This is a genomic window from Streptomyces sp. NBC_01384, assembly GCF_045040035.1.
Classification (GTDB): Bacteria; Actinomycetota; Actinomycetes; order Streptomycetales; family Streptomycetaceae; genus Streptomyces.
In genome coordinates this window covers 9,448,215-9,462,282 of sequence record NZ_CP109559.1, presented here as the reverse complement: position 1 = coordinate 9,462,282, position 14,068 = coordinate 9,448,215, and the positions used below count along the sequence as shown (strand labels likewise).

General features: G+C 71.5%; 14 protein-coding genes and 2 pseudogenes. 7 read left to right on the top strand and 9 right to left on the bottom strand.

The annotated features are described in order from the left end of the window. Nucleotides 1–549: 549 nt before the first annotated feature. Nucleotides 550–1,083, top strand: a complete 534-nt coding sequence (locus OG747_RS43465; RefSeq protein WP_405884851.1) for an ATP-binding protein — start codon at nt 550–552, stop codon at nt 1,081–1,083. Nucleotides 1,084–1,124: 41 nt separating this feature from the next. On the opposite strand, the gene OG747_RS43460 is transcribed toward OG747_RS43465, so the two are convergent. The 3 genes from OG747_RS43460 to OG747_RS43450 are packed head-to-tail and all read right to left on the bottom strand — an operon-like array spanning nt 1,125 to nt 4,731. Next, nucleotides 1,125–3,686, bottom strand: a complete 2,562-nt coding sequence (locus OG747_RS43460) for an ABC transporter permease (protein ID WP_405884850.1) — start codon at nt 3,684–3,686, stop codon at nt 1,125–1,127. Beyond that, entirely contained in the window at nt 3,683–4,441 is a 759-nt protein-coding gene (locus tag OG747_RS43455; RefSeq protein WP_405884848.1) for an ABC transporter ATP-binding protein, read from the bottom strand. The genes OG747_RS43460 and OG747_RS43455 overlap by 4 nt, the downstream gene beginning before the upstream one ends. After that, the gene (locus tag OG747_RS43450) at nt 4,438–4,731 is read right to left on the bottom strand and encodes an SHOCT domain-containing protein (protein ID WP_405884846.1); all 294 of its coding nucleotides are present in this window, start codon (nt 4,729–4,731) and stop codon (nt 4,438–4,440) included. The genes OG747_RS43455 and OG747_RS43450 overlap by 4 nt, the downstream gene beginning before the upstream one ends. A 95-nt stretch (nt 4,732–4,826) precedes the next feature. Between OG747_RS43450 and OG747_RS43445 the strand changes: the two are divergent. From OG747_RS43445 to OG747_RS43435, 3 genes and pseudogenes are all read left to right on the top strand, one after another. Next, nucleotides 4,827–5,081, top strand: a pseudogene (locus OG747_RS43445) (DUF4865 family protein); the annotation flags it as partial. An 83-nt stretch (nt 5,082–5,164) separates the two neighbouring features. Beyond that, nucleotides 5,165–5,587, top strand: a pseudogene (locus OG747_RS43440) (phosphotriesterase); the annotation flags it as partial. A gap of 243 nt (nt 5,588–5,830) precedes the next feature. Continuing rightward, nucleotides 5,831–6,031: a DUF397 domain-containing protein gene (locus OG747_RS43435; protein ID WP_405884845.1), complete on the top strand. Its 201-nt coding sequence runs from the start codon at nt 5,831–5,833 to the stop codon at nt 6,029–6,031. A 267-nt stretch (nt 6,032–6,298) separates the two neighbouring features. Here the strand turns inward: OG747_RS43435 and OG747_RS43430 are convergent, their stop codons facing one another. The 4 genes from OG747_RS43430 to OG747_RS43415 all read right to left on the bottom strand — a co-directional run bounded on the left by OG747_RS43430 (nt 6,299) and on the right by OG747_RS43415 (nt 9,930). After that, complete coding sequence (locus tag OG747_RS43430; protein ID WP_405884844.1) at nt 6,299–6,745, bottom strand: hypothetical protein; 447 nt, start codon at nt 6,743–6,745, stop codon at nt 6,299–6,301. A gap of 45 nt (nt 6,746–6,790) precedes the next feature. Further along, nucleotides 6,791–7,651, bottom strand: coding sequence for a helix-turn-helix domain-containing protein (locus OG747_RS43425; RefSeq protein WP_405884843.1), 861 nt, complete (start codon nt 7,649–7,651; stop codon nt 6,791–6,793). A 333-nt stretch (nt 7,652–7,984) separates the two neighbouring features. Beyond that, nucleotides 7,985–9,232: an ROK family protein gene (locus OG747_RS43420; protein WP_405884842.1), complete on the bottom strand. Its 1,248-nt coding sequence runs from the start codon at nt 9,230–9,232 to the stop codon at nt 7,985–7,987. Further along, nucleotides 9,229–9,930 (bottom strand): alpha-ketoglutarate-dependent dioxygenase AlkB family protein, encoded by a 702-nt coding sequence (locus OG747_RS43415; RefSeq protein WP_405886003.1) that lies wholly within the window; start codon nt 9,928–9,930, stop codon nt 9,229–9,231. Before OG747_RS43415 ends, OG747_RS43420 begins: the two co-directional genes overlap by 4 nt. A gap of 116 nt (nt 9,931–10,046) precedes the next feature. On the opposite strand from OG747_RS43415, the gene OG747_RS43410 reads away from it, so the two are divergent. Then, a complete protein-coding gene (locus OG747_RS43410) occupies nt 10,047–11,177 on the top strand; it encodes a methyltransferase (RefSeq protein WP_405884841.1) in 1,131 nt (376 codons plus the stop codon). Between the two features lie 38 nt (nt 11,178–11,215). Here the strand turns inward: OG747_RS43410 and OG747_RS43405 are convergent, their stop codons facing one another. Further along, nucleotides 11,216–11,989 carry a helix-turn-helix domain-containing protein gene (locus tag OG747_RS43405; RefSeq protein ID WP_405884840.1) on the bottom strand — a complete coding sequence of 258 codons (774 nt, stop codon included), beginning with the start codon at nt 11,987–11,989 and terminating at the stop codon, nt 11,216–11,218. Nucleotides 11,990–12,060: 71 nt separating this feature from the next. Between OG747_RS43405 and OG747_RS43400 the strand changes: the two genes are divergently transcribed. Next, on the top strand, nt 12,061–12,894 hold the full coding sequence (locus OG747_RS43400; protein ID WP_405884838.1) for a phytanoyl-CoA dioxygenase family protein: 834 nt from the start codon (nt 12,061–12,063) through the stop codon (nt 12,892–12,894). A 2-nt stretch (nt 12,895–12,896) separates the two neighbouring features. Beyond that, nucleotides 12,897–13,172 (top strand): hypothetical protein, encoded by a 276-nt coding sequence (locus OG747_RS43395; protein ID WP_405886001.1) that lies wholly within the window; start codon nt 12,897–12,899, stop codon nt 13,170–13,172. Nucleotides 13,173–13,174: 2 nt separating this feature from the next. Here the strand turns inward: OG747_RS43395 and OG747_RS43390 are convergent, their stop codons facing one another. Then, on the bottom strand, nt 13,175–14,050 hold the full coding sequence (locus OG747_RS43390; protein ID WP_405884837.1) for a ketose-bisphosphate aldolase: 876 nt from the start codon (nt 14,048–14,050) through the stop codon (nt 13,175–13,177). Nucleotides 14,051–14,068 lie beyond the last annotated feature (18 nt).

Sequence of the window (14,068 nt, the reverse complement as noted above, 5' to 3'; positions counted from 1 at the left end):
ACCACCGGCTCCCACGCCGGCGACGCCCCGCATGAGAACCCCCGGCCCGCAACAGCGAGGACCGACGCGGGAGCCCTCGGCCCGCAGTCGGCGACGGCTGACGCGAGCCGCGGGCTTGCACCCCGTGAAGGCCAACGCCGTAGAGCTCAGCCCCGCAACCAGCGAGGACCGACCGGGAAGCCACCGGCTCGCACGCCGGCGACGCCCGGCACGACAGCCCCCGGCTTGCGACCAGCCACGGCCGACACGGATGCCCTCCGTTCGCAACCAGCCACGGACGGCGCACGAGCCCGGGCTCGCAGGACGCCACAGCCCACGCGAGGCACCCGCCCCGCACCCCGCGACGGCTCGAGCCGGAGCCGACCGCACCGCGAGTTGCAGGACCGCACCCCCTGAGTCACGCTGTTCCCACATCATCACTCTGGGTTTACCGGCGATAACGCTGCGAACCAGCCCGCCGGTCACCGCAGCAGGCGGCCGTTCCACTCAGCCACTCTGCTGGATCCGATCTCCGTCTTCTTCCGGACCTCAATTCGGGGAGTCGCAGCCGTGATCAGCCAGCCAAGCAGGCATTGCACGGTGGAGCTCCAAGCCCTGCCGTCGCGGATCGGCCAGGTCCGCAGAATCGTCTCTGCGCAGTTGCGCTACTGGCATCTGGACCCCTTGATAGACCGGGCCGCACTCGGCGTGACCGAGCTGCTGACCAACGTGCACCGACACGCCCAGCCGGACAAGCTGTGCACCGTGGAGATCGAGCTGCTGCTCGACCGGCTCACGGTCTCGGTGCACGACCACGACCCCCGCCTGCCCGAGGTACGGGACGTGGACGCCACGGAAACCTGCGGTCGCGGTCTCGCGATGGTCGCCGCGGTCAGCGAGAGCTGGGGCGTGCGCCCGGACGGCGAGTCGGGCAAGGTCGTGTGGTTCACGCTTCCGGCGCCCGCGCCCACGGGGGCGACGTCCGTCCTCGCGCCTTACCACACGACCCACAGGGCCCCGCACCGGCACTCCGCCGACGCCCTCGACCCCCTCGACGGCCGCAGGCCCGAACGCGCTCCCGCCCGGTCCGCCGTTGCCGGCTGACCGGGCGGTGACCTCCACCTCGTACGTCCTTGCGTCGTACGTCACTCCGTGGCGATGGCGCGCAGCACGTCCAGTCGGGCCGCCCGCCGGGCCGGGCTCAGGCCCGCGAGGGCTCCGGCCGCGAGGCCCACCAGCGCCACCACCACGAGCCGCACCGGCGGGATCGCGAAGGCGAAGGCGCTGTCCGACGCGCCGTCGGAGGCCTTGACCAGCACCCAGCCCAGAAAGGCACCGAGGGCGAGTCCACCCGCCGTGCCGAAGGCGGCGACGAGGACCGACTCCCAGCGGACCATGGCGCGCAGCTGCGCTCGGGTCTGCCCGACCGCCCGCAGCAGACCGAGTTCACGGGTGCGCTCGTGGATCGCGAGGGTGAGCGTGTTGGCGATGCCGAGCAGGGCGATCAGCACCGCGAGGGCGAGCAGCGCGTAGACCAGGGTCAGCATCATGTCGATGCCGCCGGCCGAGACTTGCGCGTACTCGTCACGGGTCTGCACCTCGGGATTTCCGTACCGCTCGGCGATCTGCCGCACCGCCGCCTTGCCGTCGGCCGTGCCCACGCCTTCCTTGAAGGTGACGGCGACGAGCGTGTCGGAGTCCTGGGTGCGGTGCGGGGCCCAGGCGGCGCGGGTGATGACGTAGTCGCCCGCGAGTTCGGAGCGGTCGTAGACCGCGCGGACGGTGAAGTTCTCCTGTCGTCCGTCGGTGAAGGTGAGCCGGGCGGTGTCGCCGGTGGTGAGGTGCTGTTTGTCGGCCTCCTTCCTGGTGAGGGCGATACCGTCGGTGCCCAGGTGGCCGAGCGAGCCGCGTACGTCACCGAGGTCGAACACCTTGCCGAGCGTGACCGGGTCGGTGACGGTCAGCGCACGCCCCTTGCCGTTGACTTCGGCGACCCCGCGGCCCAGACCGACCGCGTACCGGACGGCCGGCTGACGCGCGATCGCGGGGGCCAGCTTGGGGCTGAGCCCGCTGCCGCCCGCGCCGAACGACGGGGAGCTGACGGCGACATCGCCCGCGAACGACCGGGAGACCGTCTGGTCCATGGTGGCCTTCAGCGAGGCGCCGAAGACCGTGAACAGCGAGACGACGGCGACGCCGATCATCAGGGCGCTCGCGGTGGCGGCGGTCCGCTTCGGGCTGCGCAGCGCGTTGCGCCGGGCCAGGCCGCCGGTGACGCCGCGCAGCCCCTCGAGGGGCGCACCGAGGGCTCGTACGGCGGCCGACGACGCGACGGGCCCCAGAACCACGAAGGCGGCGAGGGCCAGGACGGCGCCGAGGCCCGCGAGCCACAGCGACGGATGCGCCAGTACGCCGGTCAGGGTGGTCCCCACCGCCAGCGCGGCGAGGCCGGTGCCGGCGATCGCCCGTCCGCGTGAGGCCCCGGACTGGTCGACGGCCGTCTCGCGCAACGCGGCCAGCGGGGCGGTGCGTCCCGCGCGTACGGCGGGCAGCAGCGCGGAGCCGAGGCAGACCACGACGCCGACCGCGAGCGGCAGCAGCAGGGACAGGCCGCTGATCACCAGGTCGCCGCCCGGGAAGGGGAATCCGATGGCGGGGAAGAGGGCCTGGAGCCCGGCGGCGATCCCGACACCACCCGCCAGACCCGCGGCCGACGCGGTCACGGCGACGGCGCTCGCCTCGACGAGGGTCGACACGGTGACCTGGCGGCGGGAGGCGCCGAGGGCACGCAACAGGGCGTTCTCGCGGGTGCGTTGGGCGACGACGATCGCGAAGGTGTTGTGGATGGAGAAGGTCGCGACCAGCAGTGCGATGCCGGAGAAGACGAGCAGGAGGGTGGTGAAGATGTTCAGGAACTGGCTGGAGATCATGTCGGTGTTCTCCTGCGCCGACTCCTGGCCGGTGATCGCCTCGACTCCCTTGGGCAGGACGGGATTCAGGTCGGCCACGAGCGTGTCCTGGCTGACCCCGGGGCCCGCCCGCACCCGGATGCTCGCGGCCTCGCCGGGCTTCGCGGTGAGGTACTTCTCGGCATCGGGCTGCGTCATCCCGGTGAACGTCACCTGCGCCATGCCGTCCTCGCCTCCGAAACTCGCGAGGCCCACGATCCTCACCTTGACCGGATCGGGGGTGCGCAGGGTCGTCGTGTCGCCGATCTTCAGGCCGCCCTTCTTCGCGGCCCCTCGGTTGACGACGACCTCGCCGGGCTTCGACGGGGCGTGGCCCGCGGCGAGTTGGTACGGGTTGAGCTTGGGGTCGGTGATCCAGTTGCCGGCGAGGGTGGGCGGGCCCTGGCCGCCGATGGGCTTGCCGTCGCCGCCGACGAGCTGGCCCGCGCCCTGGATGTCGGGGGCGGCGGCCGCGACGCCGGGGACGCGCTCGACCGTTTTGACCAGGGCGGTGTCGACCGGCCGGCGCACGCCCTGGCTCTCGCCGGGCGTCGTGATGGCGTCCGCGCTGCGGACGACCGCGTCGGTGCCCTTCGTCGCGTCGCCGAACATGGTGTCGAAGCCGGCCCGCAGTGTGTCGCCCATGACCAGTGTTCCGGCCAGGAAGGCGACGCCGAGGAGCACCGCCAGGAACGTACCGGCGAAGCGGCGTCTGTGGGCGCGCAGGGAGGAGACGCTGATGCGCAGCGCGGCGTTCATTCCCGGACTCCCTTGCCGTCGAAGGCCTTCATCCGGTCGAGGACCTTGTCGGCGGTCGGGGACTCCATCCGGTCCACGAGGCGTCCGTCGGCGAGGAAGACCACCTCGTCGGCGTGCGCGGCCGCCACCGGATCGTGGGTGACCATGATGACCGTACGGTCCATCCGGCGCACCGCTCGGGCGAGGAGGTTCAGGACCTCCTCGCCCGAGCGGGAGTCGAGGTTGCCGGTGGGTTCGTCGGCGAAGACGACATCGGGTCGGCCGGCGAACGCCCGTGCCACGGCGACGCGTTGCTGCTGTCCGCCCGAGAGTTCCGCGGGGCGGTGGTGGAGCCGGTCGCGCAGGCCCACGACGTCGACGAGCGCGTCGATCCACTCACGGGAACCGCGGGCCCCGGCGAGGTCCAGGGGCAGCGTGATGTTCTCCGCGACGGTCAGCGTCGGGACCAGGTTGAACGCCTGGAAGACGAAGCCGACGCGGTCGCGGCGCAGCAGGGTGAGGCGGCGGTCGTCCAGGGTGCTCAGTTCGGTGTCGCCGATGAACGCGGCGCCCGAGGTGAGCGTGTCCAGGCCCGCCGCGCAGTGCATCAGGGTGGATTTGCCGGAGCCCGAGGGCCCCATGATCGCGGTGAAACGCCCGGCCGGAAAGCCGACGCTCACCCCGTCCAGGGCCCGTACTGCGGTGTCGCCGGTGCCGTACACCTTGACGGCGTCGGCGACACCCGCGGCATGACGCGTCGCGGTAGCGGTGCTCATGCCGCTCCTCCCTTGCCCGTCCGGCCGAACTGCTCGTCCAGGACGGAGAGCCGCCGCCAGTACTCGTCCTCGTCGATCTCGCCGGAGGCGAAGCGCCGGCCGAGCACGGCGATCGGCGAGTCGCCGGTCGGGTGGGAGTCGCCCATCGCGCGCCATGGTCCACGGCGGCCGCGCCAGACCGTACGGCGCAGGACCGTCACGACGCCGATCACGACGGCCGCCCAGATCAGCGGGAAGAACAGGATCCACGGGCCGGGGCCACCGCCGTCCCAGTTCGCCAGGGTCTGCATCTCTAGTCATCTCCTAGGTGGGAGCTGTTGCGATGCCTTGAGACTCGCTCCGGGAGGGGGTCCGAGTCGTCGTACGGCCAGCGGCCGTACGCGTACCTCCGCGGGAGTACGTGAGGCGCCGCGGCCTGCTTCCCGAGATCCTGGTTGCGGCGGCCATGGCCGAGGCCGAGCGGCTCGCCGCGCTCGACGGCGCGGTCTGCGCGGCGGCCGCCGTCGACCCGCGCCATTGGGAGCTGGTGCACTTCTCGCTCTGGGATCACGACACGCCCAAGGCCCCGGGCGAGGTCTTCCAGGTGCTGCACATGTCGGCGCCCGGGCGCGACCGGCTGCCGCGGGGCCGGCAGTGGTGAGCGCGATCCCTCCGAACCTCGACGGGGCGGTCCATACGGTGGTACGCACGGTCCTCGGGGACGTGCCGACCGAGCACCTCGGGATATGCGACGCCCACGACCACCTCTTCTTCGGCAGCCCCCAACTCCCCGGCCAGGAACTGCGCGACGCGTCCGCCGCCCGGGCCGAACTGGCCGCGTTCCGCGAACAGGGCGGCGCCACCGTGGTGCAGTGGACGCCGTACGGGCTGGGCCGGCGCGCCGCGGACCTGCCGCTGCTCTCCCGCGACACCGGCGTCCATGTGGTCGCCGCGACGGGACTGCATCAAGCGGCGCACTACACACCGGAGTCGCTGACCGAGCTGCGCGGCAAGCCGGCGGACGTCTTCGTCTGCGAACTCACGTCGGGCATCGGCACGTCCGGCGTCCGGGCCGGGCTCATCAAGGTCGCGGGTGGCTTCCACGCGCTCGACGCGCACGCCCGCTGGACGATGACCGCCGCGGCCGAGGCCCATCACGCCACGGGTGAAGTCGAGCCCCGCCCCAAGTAAAGCCCGCCGCAACGGCGTATGGCATATCGGCCGGATCGGGTATGGCGGGATCGCCGCGGATCCCCTTAACCTCGTAAATAGTAGCTCTATGTAGTTTTCCGGGTGCCGCAAGTGTTTCTCACCCCAGGGTTTCGGGGTACTTGCCTGCGGTAGTGCACAACCGTCCACTACGATCGACGGGCACCATCTGGGCGGTTCGGGGGGAGTGGGAGGACTGCGGTGGTGCATGGGGGGCAACCCTTGTGGCGTAGGAGCAGTGCCTGTGGCAATGAGAACGAGTGCGTGGAGGTGGCCGTGCAGGAGGGGCACGTACTCGCGCGCGACTCGAAGGCACCTGCCCGATCCGCGCTGTTTTTCGCCACCCCCGTCTGGACGGACTTCCTCCGCGCGGTGACGCAAGGAGAGTTAGCAGGCCCGTGACTTCCTTACCGGGCCAACGGCATGAGGGGTGGGGCCTTATGGGCACCGAGGCATCAGCGATGCGGCAGGACGAGAAGCATGTGCGCCGTCGGTCCGCCGCTGCGAGCGGTGCCGTGGTGTACTCCCTTTCCGCCGGAGCGCTGGCGACGGTGACGGCCGCGGCGGCTTCCTTACTGGTTGACAGCGTGGTCGCGAAGCGGATTCTGTGGGTGGTCGTGCTGCTCGCGGTCGCCATCGGCGCGGGACTGTGGCGCGCCGGCCAGTCCACTACTGCGTCCCCACCGCGTTCTGATCGTCTTCCGCACGGCCCTCGCGCGGGTTCACCGCGCTAGCGGCGGCCTCACGCCGCCCGCGCAGCGCACGGAGCACGCGCCAGGCGATGAAGGCGGCACCTGAGCTGCCGAACAGGCTCATGACCGCCGTGCCTATGCTCGACCAGGGAAGATGCAGGTCTCCGGCCGCCTCGACCACGAAGAGGGCGGCACCGGTCACCACGACGACCACCGCGAGGGCCAGCAGGCCGACCAGCGCGACCATCTTCAACTTATTGGCCGCGCGGGCGTTCTCTATGTCGATGAGGTTCTTGGCGTGGTCCGCGTTCTGACTCACCTGCGCCTTGAGTTCTTCGTCGGTGAAACCATTTGCCTGGTCCACCGCGAGCGCGTCGGTGCGCGCCCACTCCTGCAGACGCTGCCACATCGACCTGAAGACCACGTCGGTCCTCCCCTGGCTCCACAACCGGCAGTTGGCGCCGACGACCTAGCGGGCGCCGAGCTCTTGCTTGACGCAGCCGATCAGGTCGAGAGACTCGGCGTCACCGAGTGCCAGGTCCGTGATCGTTTCAAAGCACTCCTGGTAACGCGCCAGCAGTTCCAGGTCTTCGCCGCCGGTCATGCTGCCCGCGGCGTGCTCCAGATACAGCAGGTCGTCGTCGTCCGGGAAGCCGAGCAGAACGAAACTGCCCAGCGTGCTGTAGTGGGCTCCGGCTTCGAACGGCAGCACGCGGATCCTGACGTCGTCGCGGGCGCCGAAGTCCAGCAGTTGCTGCAGCTGTCCCGCCAGTACCGTCTTCCCCCCGATCTGGCGCCGCACCGCGGCCTCGTCCAGAACGAAGGTGGAGACGAGCTGCCCGTTCCCTTCGAACATCCTCTTCTGCCGCGCCATTCTCAGCTCGACCACGCGCTCGGCCCGGCCGGGCTCGATGCCTCGCGGTGCGAGCAGCGCTGACGCGTAGTCGCGGGTCTGCAGATGCCCGGGGACGACGATGGGGTGGTACGTGTGCAGGGTGGTCGCGGCGCTCTCGTACCCCAAGTACTGGGCGAACTGGGGGGTGAGGACATCGTGGAAGGAGGACCACCAGCTGGGCCCCTTGCTTCCCCGTGCCGCTTCCTCCAGTTCCCCCACGACCGTGTCGTCGGTCAAGCCGTAGAGCGTCATCAGTGCACGCAGGTCGCTCACGGAGACGCTGACGGTGCCCGTCTCCACGCGGATGAGTTTCGACTGCGACCATTCCACCCGTTCTGCCGCCTCGCGCTGGGTCAGGCCCACACGTTCGCGTGCCTGACGCAGAGCGAGGCGCAGCTTGCGCCGGTTGAGACTCGGATCCACCGGGGGTGTCATTCGTCGCTCCTTCGCCGCGCACGTACCCTGAGCCCATCCGGCCATGCACAGAAAGTTCCTAGCTTTCAGCTCCGGTCATTATGCCTCCATCAAAGAGGATAGAGCTGATGGGCACTTCCCGGCGGACGGCGGCCCACCGCCCTCGACCTCGATCCGCGGTCCGATCTGCTGAGACGGTGTCATCTCCGCAACGCCGCAGGGAGATCCGTGGTTCCACACGCGGCGCGTTGGGGGCGCACTCGGCCGCTGACGGCGCGTAACGAATGTGCCGGAGCGCGGAGTTGACACCTTCGTGCTCCCACACGCCGAATGCGCCCGGCGCCCGAGGTGTCGTCAGGACGGCTCGAGGGCCAGCGCCGCCGGCGGGTCGTCCAGTACCGGCTGCCACGCCAACTCCGCAGCCCCGACGAGGGTGTTGTGGTCGAGGGTGCAGGCGAGGATGGGAACGCCGCCGCTCTGGCCCCACAGGCTGCGGTCGGCGACGACGGCGCGCAGGCGGTCGGGGTCGGCGTCGAGGAGGGTGAGGTGCAGGCCGCCGAGGATGATCCGGTCGGGGTTGAGGATGTTGACCAGTCCGGCGAGTCCGAGGCCGAGGCGGTCGATCAGCGCCTCGGTGGCCATGCGGACGGACGGGTCGTCGTACCGGGTACGGATCAGGTCGTTGGCCTGCTGGAGGAGGGACACCTCGGGGCCGGGGTCGCGGCCCGCCGCGGTGAGGAACGCCAGCGGGTCCGCCTCGACGTCGAGACAGCCGCGGCTGCCGCAGTAGCAGGGGCGGCCCTCGGGGTTGACGGTGAGGTGGCCGACTTCGAGGGCGAGGCCCGAACTGCCCGTGTGCAGGCGGCCGTCGAGCACGAGCGCCCCGCCGACACCGCGGTGCCCCGTGGCCACGCACAGCAGGTCGCGGGCGCCGCGCCCGGCGCCGTGGCGGTGCTCGGCGAGGGCGGCGAGGTTGATGTCGTTCGCGGCGAACGCCGGGCCCTGGATGCCCGCCGCGCGCACCCGCTCGGCGAAGATCTGGCGTACGGGGGCGCCCGCGGGCCAGGCCAAGTGCAGTGGGTTGAGGGCGAGACCGTCCGGTTCGGCGACGGCGGACGGTACGGCGAGTCCGGCGCCCACACAGCGCCGCCCGGTCTCGTGGAGCAGTTCGGCGCCCGCCTCGACGACCGAACCGAGCACCTTCGCCGGATCGGCGTCGACGGTCTCGCAGCTGGGCGTGGTGGCGACGATCCGGCCGCCGAGCCCTACCAGCGCCGCGCGGAACCCGTCGGCGTGCACCTGCGCGGCGAGCGCGACCGGCCCGTCCTCGGCGACCTCCAGGCGGTGCGAGGGCCGCCCCTGCGAACCGGCCGCCGCGCCGGGCCGCGCGTCGACCCGGATCAGCCCCAGTGCCTCCAGCTCCGCGGCCACCGCGCCCGCGGTCGCCCGGGTGACCCCCAGCTCGGCGGTGAGCACGGCTCGCGTCGGCGCACGTCCGGTGTGCACGAGCTCCAGCGCGGGTCCGAGCGCCCCGCGCCCCCGGTCCAGCCGCGTCCGCGTGTTCCCTTCCCCCGCCGCCCGGGGGCCCGCCTTGCCGTTCATGAGGGCGAGTCTCCCATGATCCGATCGTGCGGTGCCCCGTCCGGCGCCACCTGGAAGCCACTCACACGCAGGGTCACGTTCAGACGGCCGGTCAGCCCCAGTTCGGGCGGCGCCGTGCCGGCGTGCACCCGGGGAACCCCGTGGTAGGCGAGCCGGGAGGCCCCGCCGAACACGAACAGGTCCCCGCTGCGCAGCTCTAGATCCGTGTACGGCCGCGAGCGCGACTCGGTGTTCCCGAACCGGAAGACGCACGTGTCGCCCAGGCTCAGCGACACCACCGGCGCGTCCGACTTCTCGTCGCTGTCACGGTGCATGCCCATGCGGGCGTCGGCGTCGTAGAAGTTGATCAGTGCGATGTCGTACGGCGCCCTGGCGGCCGCGGGGCCGAGGGCGTCCCGCACCGCGCGGCGGCCGAGCTCGTCCAGCCAGGCCGGGAAGGGCTTCACGGGGGTGCCGTCGCCGTCGACGACCGTGCGCGCGTACCGGTAGGGGTACCAGTGCCAGCCGAGGCAGACCTGCCGGGAGGTCATCGTGCCGCCGCCGGGTGTGCGGACCGTACGCAGTCCGGCCGGCGGGCAAGCCCACTCGCGGCAGGCCTCAAGGAGCTCCCGCTGGGCATCCGGGTCCAACCAGTCCGGCAGGTGCACCGCGCCCGGCGCGATCTCCGTGCGGTTCCGGGGAAACAGCTCCGCGTCCATGGACATGCCACCATCCTCGCGCACCCCGGCCGTACCGTGCTCGGATCTGCTCCGGCCCCGGTGCGAACCTGGCTGAGCTGCGGCTCGGCTAGCCTTGACCCACGATGAACGACCGGATGACCGCGCCCTGGGCCGAGTACGCGCTGGCCCGCTTCCCCGAGGACCCCCGCGACCGGCTCCGTGCCTGGGACGCCGCCGACACCTATCTGCTGCGGCACCTCGCGGAGAGCGGAACCTCGCTGTCCGGGTCGGTCGTGGTGGTCGGCGACCGCTGGGGCGCGCTCGCCACGGCGCTGTCGGCGCACCGGCCGACGCAGATCACCGACTCGTTCCTCGCGCAGGAGGCGACCCGGGCAAACCTGGCCCGCAACGGGGTCGAGGCGGCTGCGGTACGGCTGCTGACCACCCAGGACACCCCTCCCGACCGCATCGACGTGCTGCTCGTCCGGGTGCCGAAGAGCCTCGCCCTGCTGGAGGACCAGCTGCACCGGCTGGCGCCCGGCGTACACGAGGGCACGGTCGTCGTCGGCACGGGCATGGTCAAGGAGATCCACACCTCGACGCTGCACCTCTTCGAGCGGATCCTCGGCCCGACCCGCACCTCACTGGCCGAGAAGAAGGCCCGGCTGATCTTCTGCACCCCGTACCCGGGGATCGCCCGGGACCCCAACCCGTGGCCGTACAGCTATCAGCTGCCCGACGGCATCGGCCCGGTCTCCGGCCATACGGTCATCAACCACGCGGGCGTGTTCTGTGCCGACCGGCTCGACATCGGCACCCGCTTCTTCCTCCAGCACCTGCCACGCAGCCGCGGTCCCGAGCAGGTCGTGGACCTGGGCTGCGGCAACGGGGTCGTCGGTACGGCGATCGCGCTGGCCAATCCGGAGGCCGAGGTGCTGTTCGTGGACGAGTCGTACCAGGCGGTCGCCTCGGCGCAGGAGACGCACCGGGCGAATACCGGGGGCAGCGCGGAGTTCCGCGTCGGCGACGGTCTTGCGGCTGTCCCCGCGGGAAGCGTGGACCTCGTCCTCAACAATCCGCCGTTCCACTCGCACCAGGCGACGACGGACACCACGGCCTGGCGGATGTTCTCGGGGGCGCGGCGTGCACTGCGGCCGGGCGGCGAGCTGTGGGTGATCGGCAACCGTCATCTCGGCTATCACCTGAAGCTGCGCCGTCTCTTCGGCAACAGTGAACTCGTGGCGAGCGACGCGAAGTTCGTGGTCCTGCGGGCCGTCAAGAAGTAGCGTCCCGCAAGGCGCGGGCTCGGGGGCTCCTCGGTGCGTCAGGAAGTCGTTCCTCGCAGCACGCGGGGCGAGGCGCCGAGTTCACGGCGGCACGCCTTGTTGAAGGCCTGTAGGTCGGGGATGCCGACGGAGGCGGCGACCGCCGGGATGGAGAGTGTCGAGGCGCGCAGCAGATGGTGGGCGCGCTCCAGTCTGCGGCGGCGGATGTAGGCCACGACCGTGGTGCCGGTCTCGGCGCGGAAGAGCCGGGTGAGGTGGTTGTGGGAGATCCCGGCGGCGCGGGCGATCTCCGGGATCGTCAGCGGGGCGGCCAGCTGCGCCTCGATGTGCGCGATCGCCGTGCCGACCGCCGGATGCGGGCCCCGGCTCGCGGCGGTGGGCGGGGTGAGCTGCGCGAGGCGCCACAGCGCGGTCCAGATCTCGGCCCGGGTGTGCTCGGGTGCGCCGGGGGCCGCCGCGATCGCGTTCAGCAACAGGCTGGAAAGCATGGGGAATTCGGGTCCCGCGTCCTGCATCACGGGGACGGTGCGGGGCGGGCCCGCGGGGGCGATACGGAGATGGGCGTAGAGGTGTTCGGAGCGGCCCTGGTAGCGGTAGCGGACCGTGGTACCGGGCGGTACGAGGCTGACGCGGCCGGGGCGGATGGTGTGCGCGGTGCCGTCGACGGTCAGCTCGGCGTCGTACCGGTACAGGTGCAGCTGCCACAGCTCCGGCAACCGGAAGACGTCCGTCCTGCTCGCCACGCCGTGCACACCGACGCCGATGTCGACGACGGCGGGTGGCTCGCCGAGGTGCAGTTCCGTCTCCCGCATGGTGAAAAATTACCAGCAGTGGTGAGCGGGGCCAACGCGGCGACGGTGGCGCCGAACCTACGGTGAGTCGCATGACCAACACGCTGGAGCACACCACGGGCGCCACACTCCTGAGTTCGGTCCGGATGGCGCACTTCGTGGCGCACGGCTCGCTGCGGCTGGACGCCGTGGTGCCGCCGGAGATGAATGCCGAGGGAACGGAGGTCCTGCGCGCGGGCATGCCCGACGTGCCGTACGGCAGCACCGTGCCGGACGCCTACCCGGAGGGGTCCTTCGTCCGTCGACTGATAGAAGTCCCCGCCGTGGCCGGGGCCTTGCGGAGCCTCGTCGGACCCGGCCCCGCCGTCGACCACCACTACGTCCACATCCGCGAGCCGCGCGAGGGGCGGGCGCAGCCGCTGCACGGCGACGCGATCATCGATGTGCGCACCGACGCCTTCGACGTGCAGTTGATGTACTACCCGCAGGACGTCACCCTCGACATGGGCGGCACGCTCAGCGTGCCGGGCAGCCATCTGCGGCGCACCAACGAAACGGACACCGGGCGCTACCAGAATCTGCGTGGGCAGAGCCGACTGGCCTGCCCGGCGGGCACCGTGGTGTTTCTGCACCATGGCCTGTGGCACGGCGGGCGGCGCAACGACAGTGATGTGGTCCGCTATATGTTCAAGATCCGCTTCAATCCGACGGTCCGGCAGCGGCGGCTGTGGGACACCGCGGACCTCGACGACCCGCGTGTCGCCGAGGAGCTCGCAACGACGTTCCCGTGGTACGAGCCCGCCACCGGTCGCCTCGAGGTCTACAACCGTGTCCTGCTGTGGCGCTCGCTCACCGGGGACGACTCCTTCGACCTGGACCACTGGGTGACCCGGGTCTCCAACCGCCCTCAGGAGAACGCCGTATGAGTATCCGTCAGCAGGTTTTGGTCCTCTACCTGGCCACATCCGCCCTGGACGCGGAGGTGGTGGGCTGGTCTGTCTACGACGGCACCGGCCGGACGTCCCCCACGACCGGGGACAGCGACGAACCGCCGTACGAGTCGGGCGTGCATGCCCTGGAGGACGGCTGGCGGCTGTTCCAGGCGGCGCAGCTGATCCCGCCGTATCCAGGGGGCGAGTACGACGTGTCGTTCCTCAAGCACGAGTTCTTCTTCGAGAAGCTGGTCGACATCGAGACCGCCTGAGGTCATGCCCTCAGTACGCCGATGAGCCGTGCCACCGTCCGCGCCATCGCCTCCCGTCCCACGCTGAGGTACGTGCGGGAGTCGACGGCCTCGGGGCGGGCGGCGAGGAACTCTCGGATGGCCCCGGTCATCGCGATGTTCAGTGCGGTGCCGACGTTGACCTTGGCGATGCCGCCCGCGACGGCCGCCGCCAGTTCGTCGTCCGGCACTCCGGAGGAGCCGTGCAGGACGAGCGGCACGTCGAGGGCCGCGGCCAGCCGCTTGAGCCGGCCGTGGTCGAGAGCCGCGGTGCGCGTGGTCATCGCGTGCGAGCTGCCGATCGCGACGGCCAGGGCGTCCACGCCGGAGTCGGCCACGAAGGCGCGGGCCTCGGCGGGGTCGGTGCGGGCGCCTGGCGCGTGCGCTTCGAGCGGCGGCTTTGCCCGTCTCCCCCGCCCGCCCGGGCCGGCCTTGCCACCCACCTCACCCAACTCGGCCTCGATCCAGAGATCTTGGGTGTGTGCCCAGTCGGCGGCGGCCCGGGTGGCGGCGAGGTTCTCCTCGTACGGCAGCCGGGCCGCGTCGTACATCACGGAGCTGAATCCGGCGCCGGGTGCCTGTCGGAGCAGGTCGTCGCTCTGGACGTGGTCGAGGTGCAGCGCGACGGGCACGGCGGCGCGTTCGGCGGCCGCGGTGGCGGCGCGGGCCAGCGGGAGCAGCCGGCCGTAGCGGAACTTCACCGCGTTCTCGCTGACCTGGAGGACGACGGGGGCGGCCACGGACTCGGCGCCCGCGATGACGGCCTCGACGTGCTCCAGGGTGATGATGTTGAAGGCGGCGACGGCGGTCCGCGCCCCGGCCGCGGCGGTGACCAGGTCACCGGTGGCTGCGAGTGGCACAACTCCTCCTTGGCTACA

Excerpts from the sequence above, each read along its gene's own strand:
- OG747_RS43460 (WP_405884850.1), bottom strand. The coding sequence starts at position 3,686 with ATGAACGCCGCGCTGCGCATCAGCGTCTCCTCCCTGCGCGCCCACAGA.
- OG747_RS43455 (WP_405884848.1), bottom strand. The coding sequence starts at position 4,441 with ATGAGCACCGCTACCGCGACGCGTCATGCCGCGGGTGTCGCCGACGCC.
- OG747_RS43450 (WP_405884846.1), bottom strand. The coding sequence starts at position 4,731 with ATGCAGACCCTGGCGAACTGGGACGGCGGTGGCCCCGGCCCGTGGATC.
- OG747_RS43425 (WP_405884843.1), bottom strand. The coding sequence starts at position 7,651 with ATGACACCCCCGGTGGATCCGAGTCTCAACCGGCGCAAGCTGCGCCTC.
- OG747_RS43420 (WP_405884842.1), bottom strand. The coding sequence starts at position 9,232 with ATGAACGGCAAGGCGGGCCCCCGGGCGGCGGGGGAAGGGAACACGCGG.
- OG747_RS43415 (WP_405886003.1), bottom strand. The coding sequence starts at position 9,930 with ATGGACGCGGAGCTGTTTCCCCGGAACCGCACGGAGATCGCGCCGGGC.
- OG747_RS43410 (WP_405884841.1), top strand. The coding sequence starts at position 10,047 with ATGACCGCGCCCTGGGCCGAGTACGCGCTGGCCCGCTTCCCCGAGGAC.
- OG747_RS43405 (WP_405884840.1), bottom strand. The coding sequence starts at position 11,989 with ATGCGGGAGACGGAACTGCACCTCGGCGAGCCACCCGCCGTCGTCGAC.
- OG747_RS43400 (WP_405884838.1), top strand. The coding sequence starts at position 12,061 with ATGACCAACACGCTGGAGCACACCACGGGCGCCACACTCCTGAGTTCG.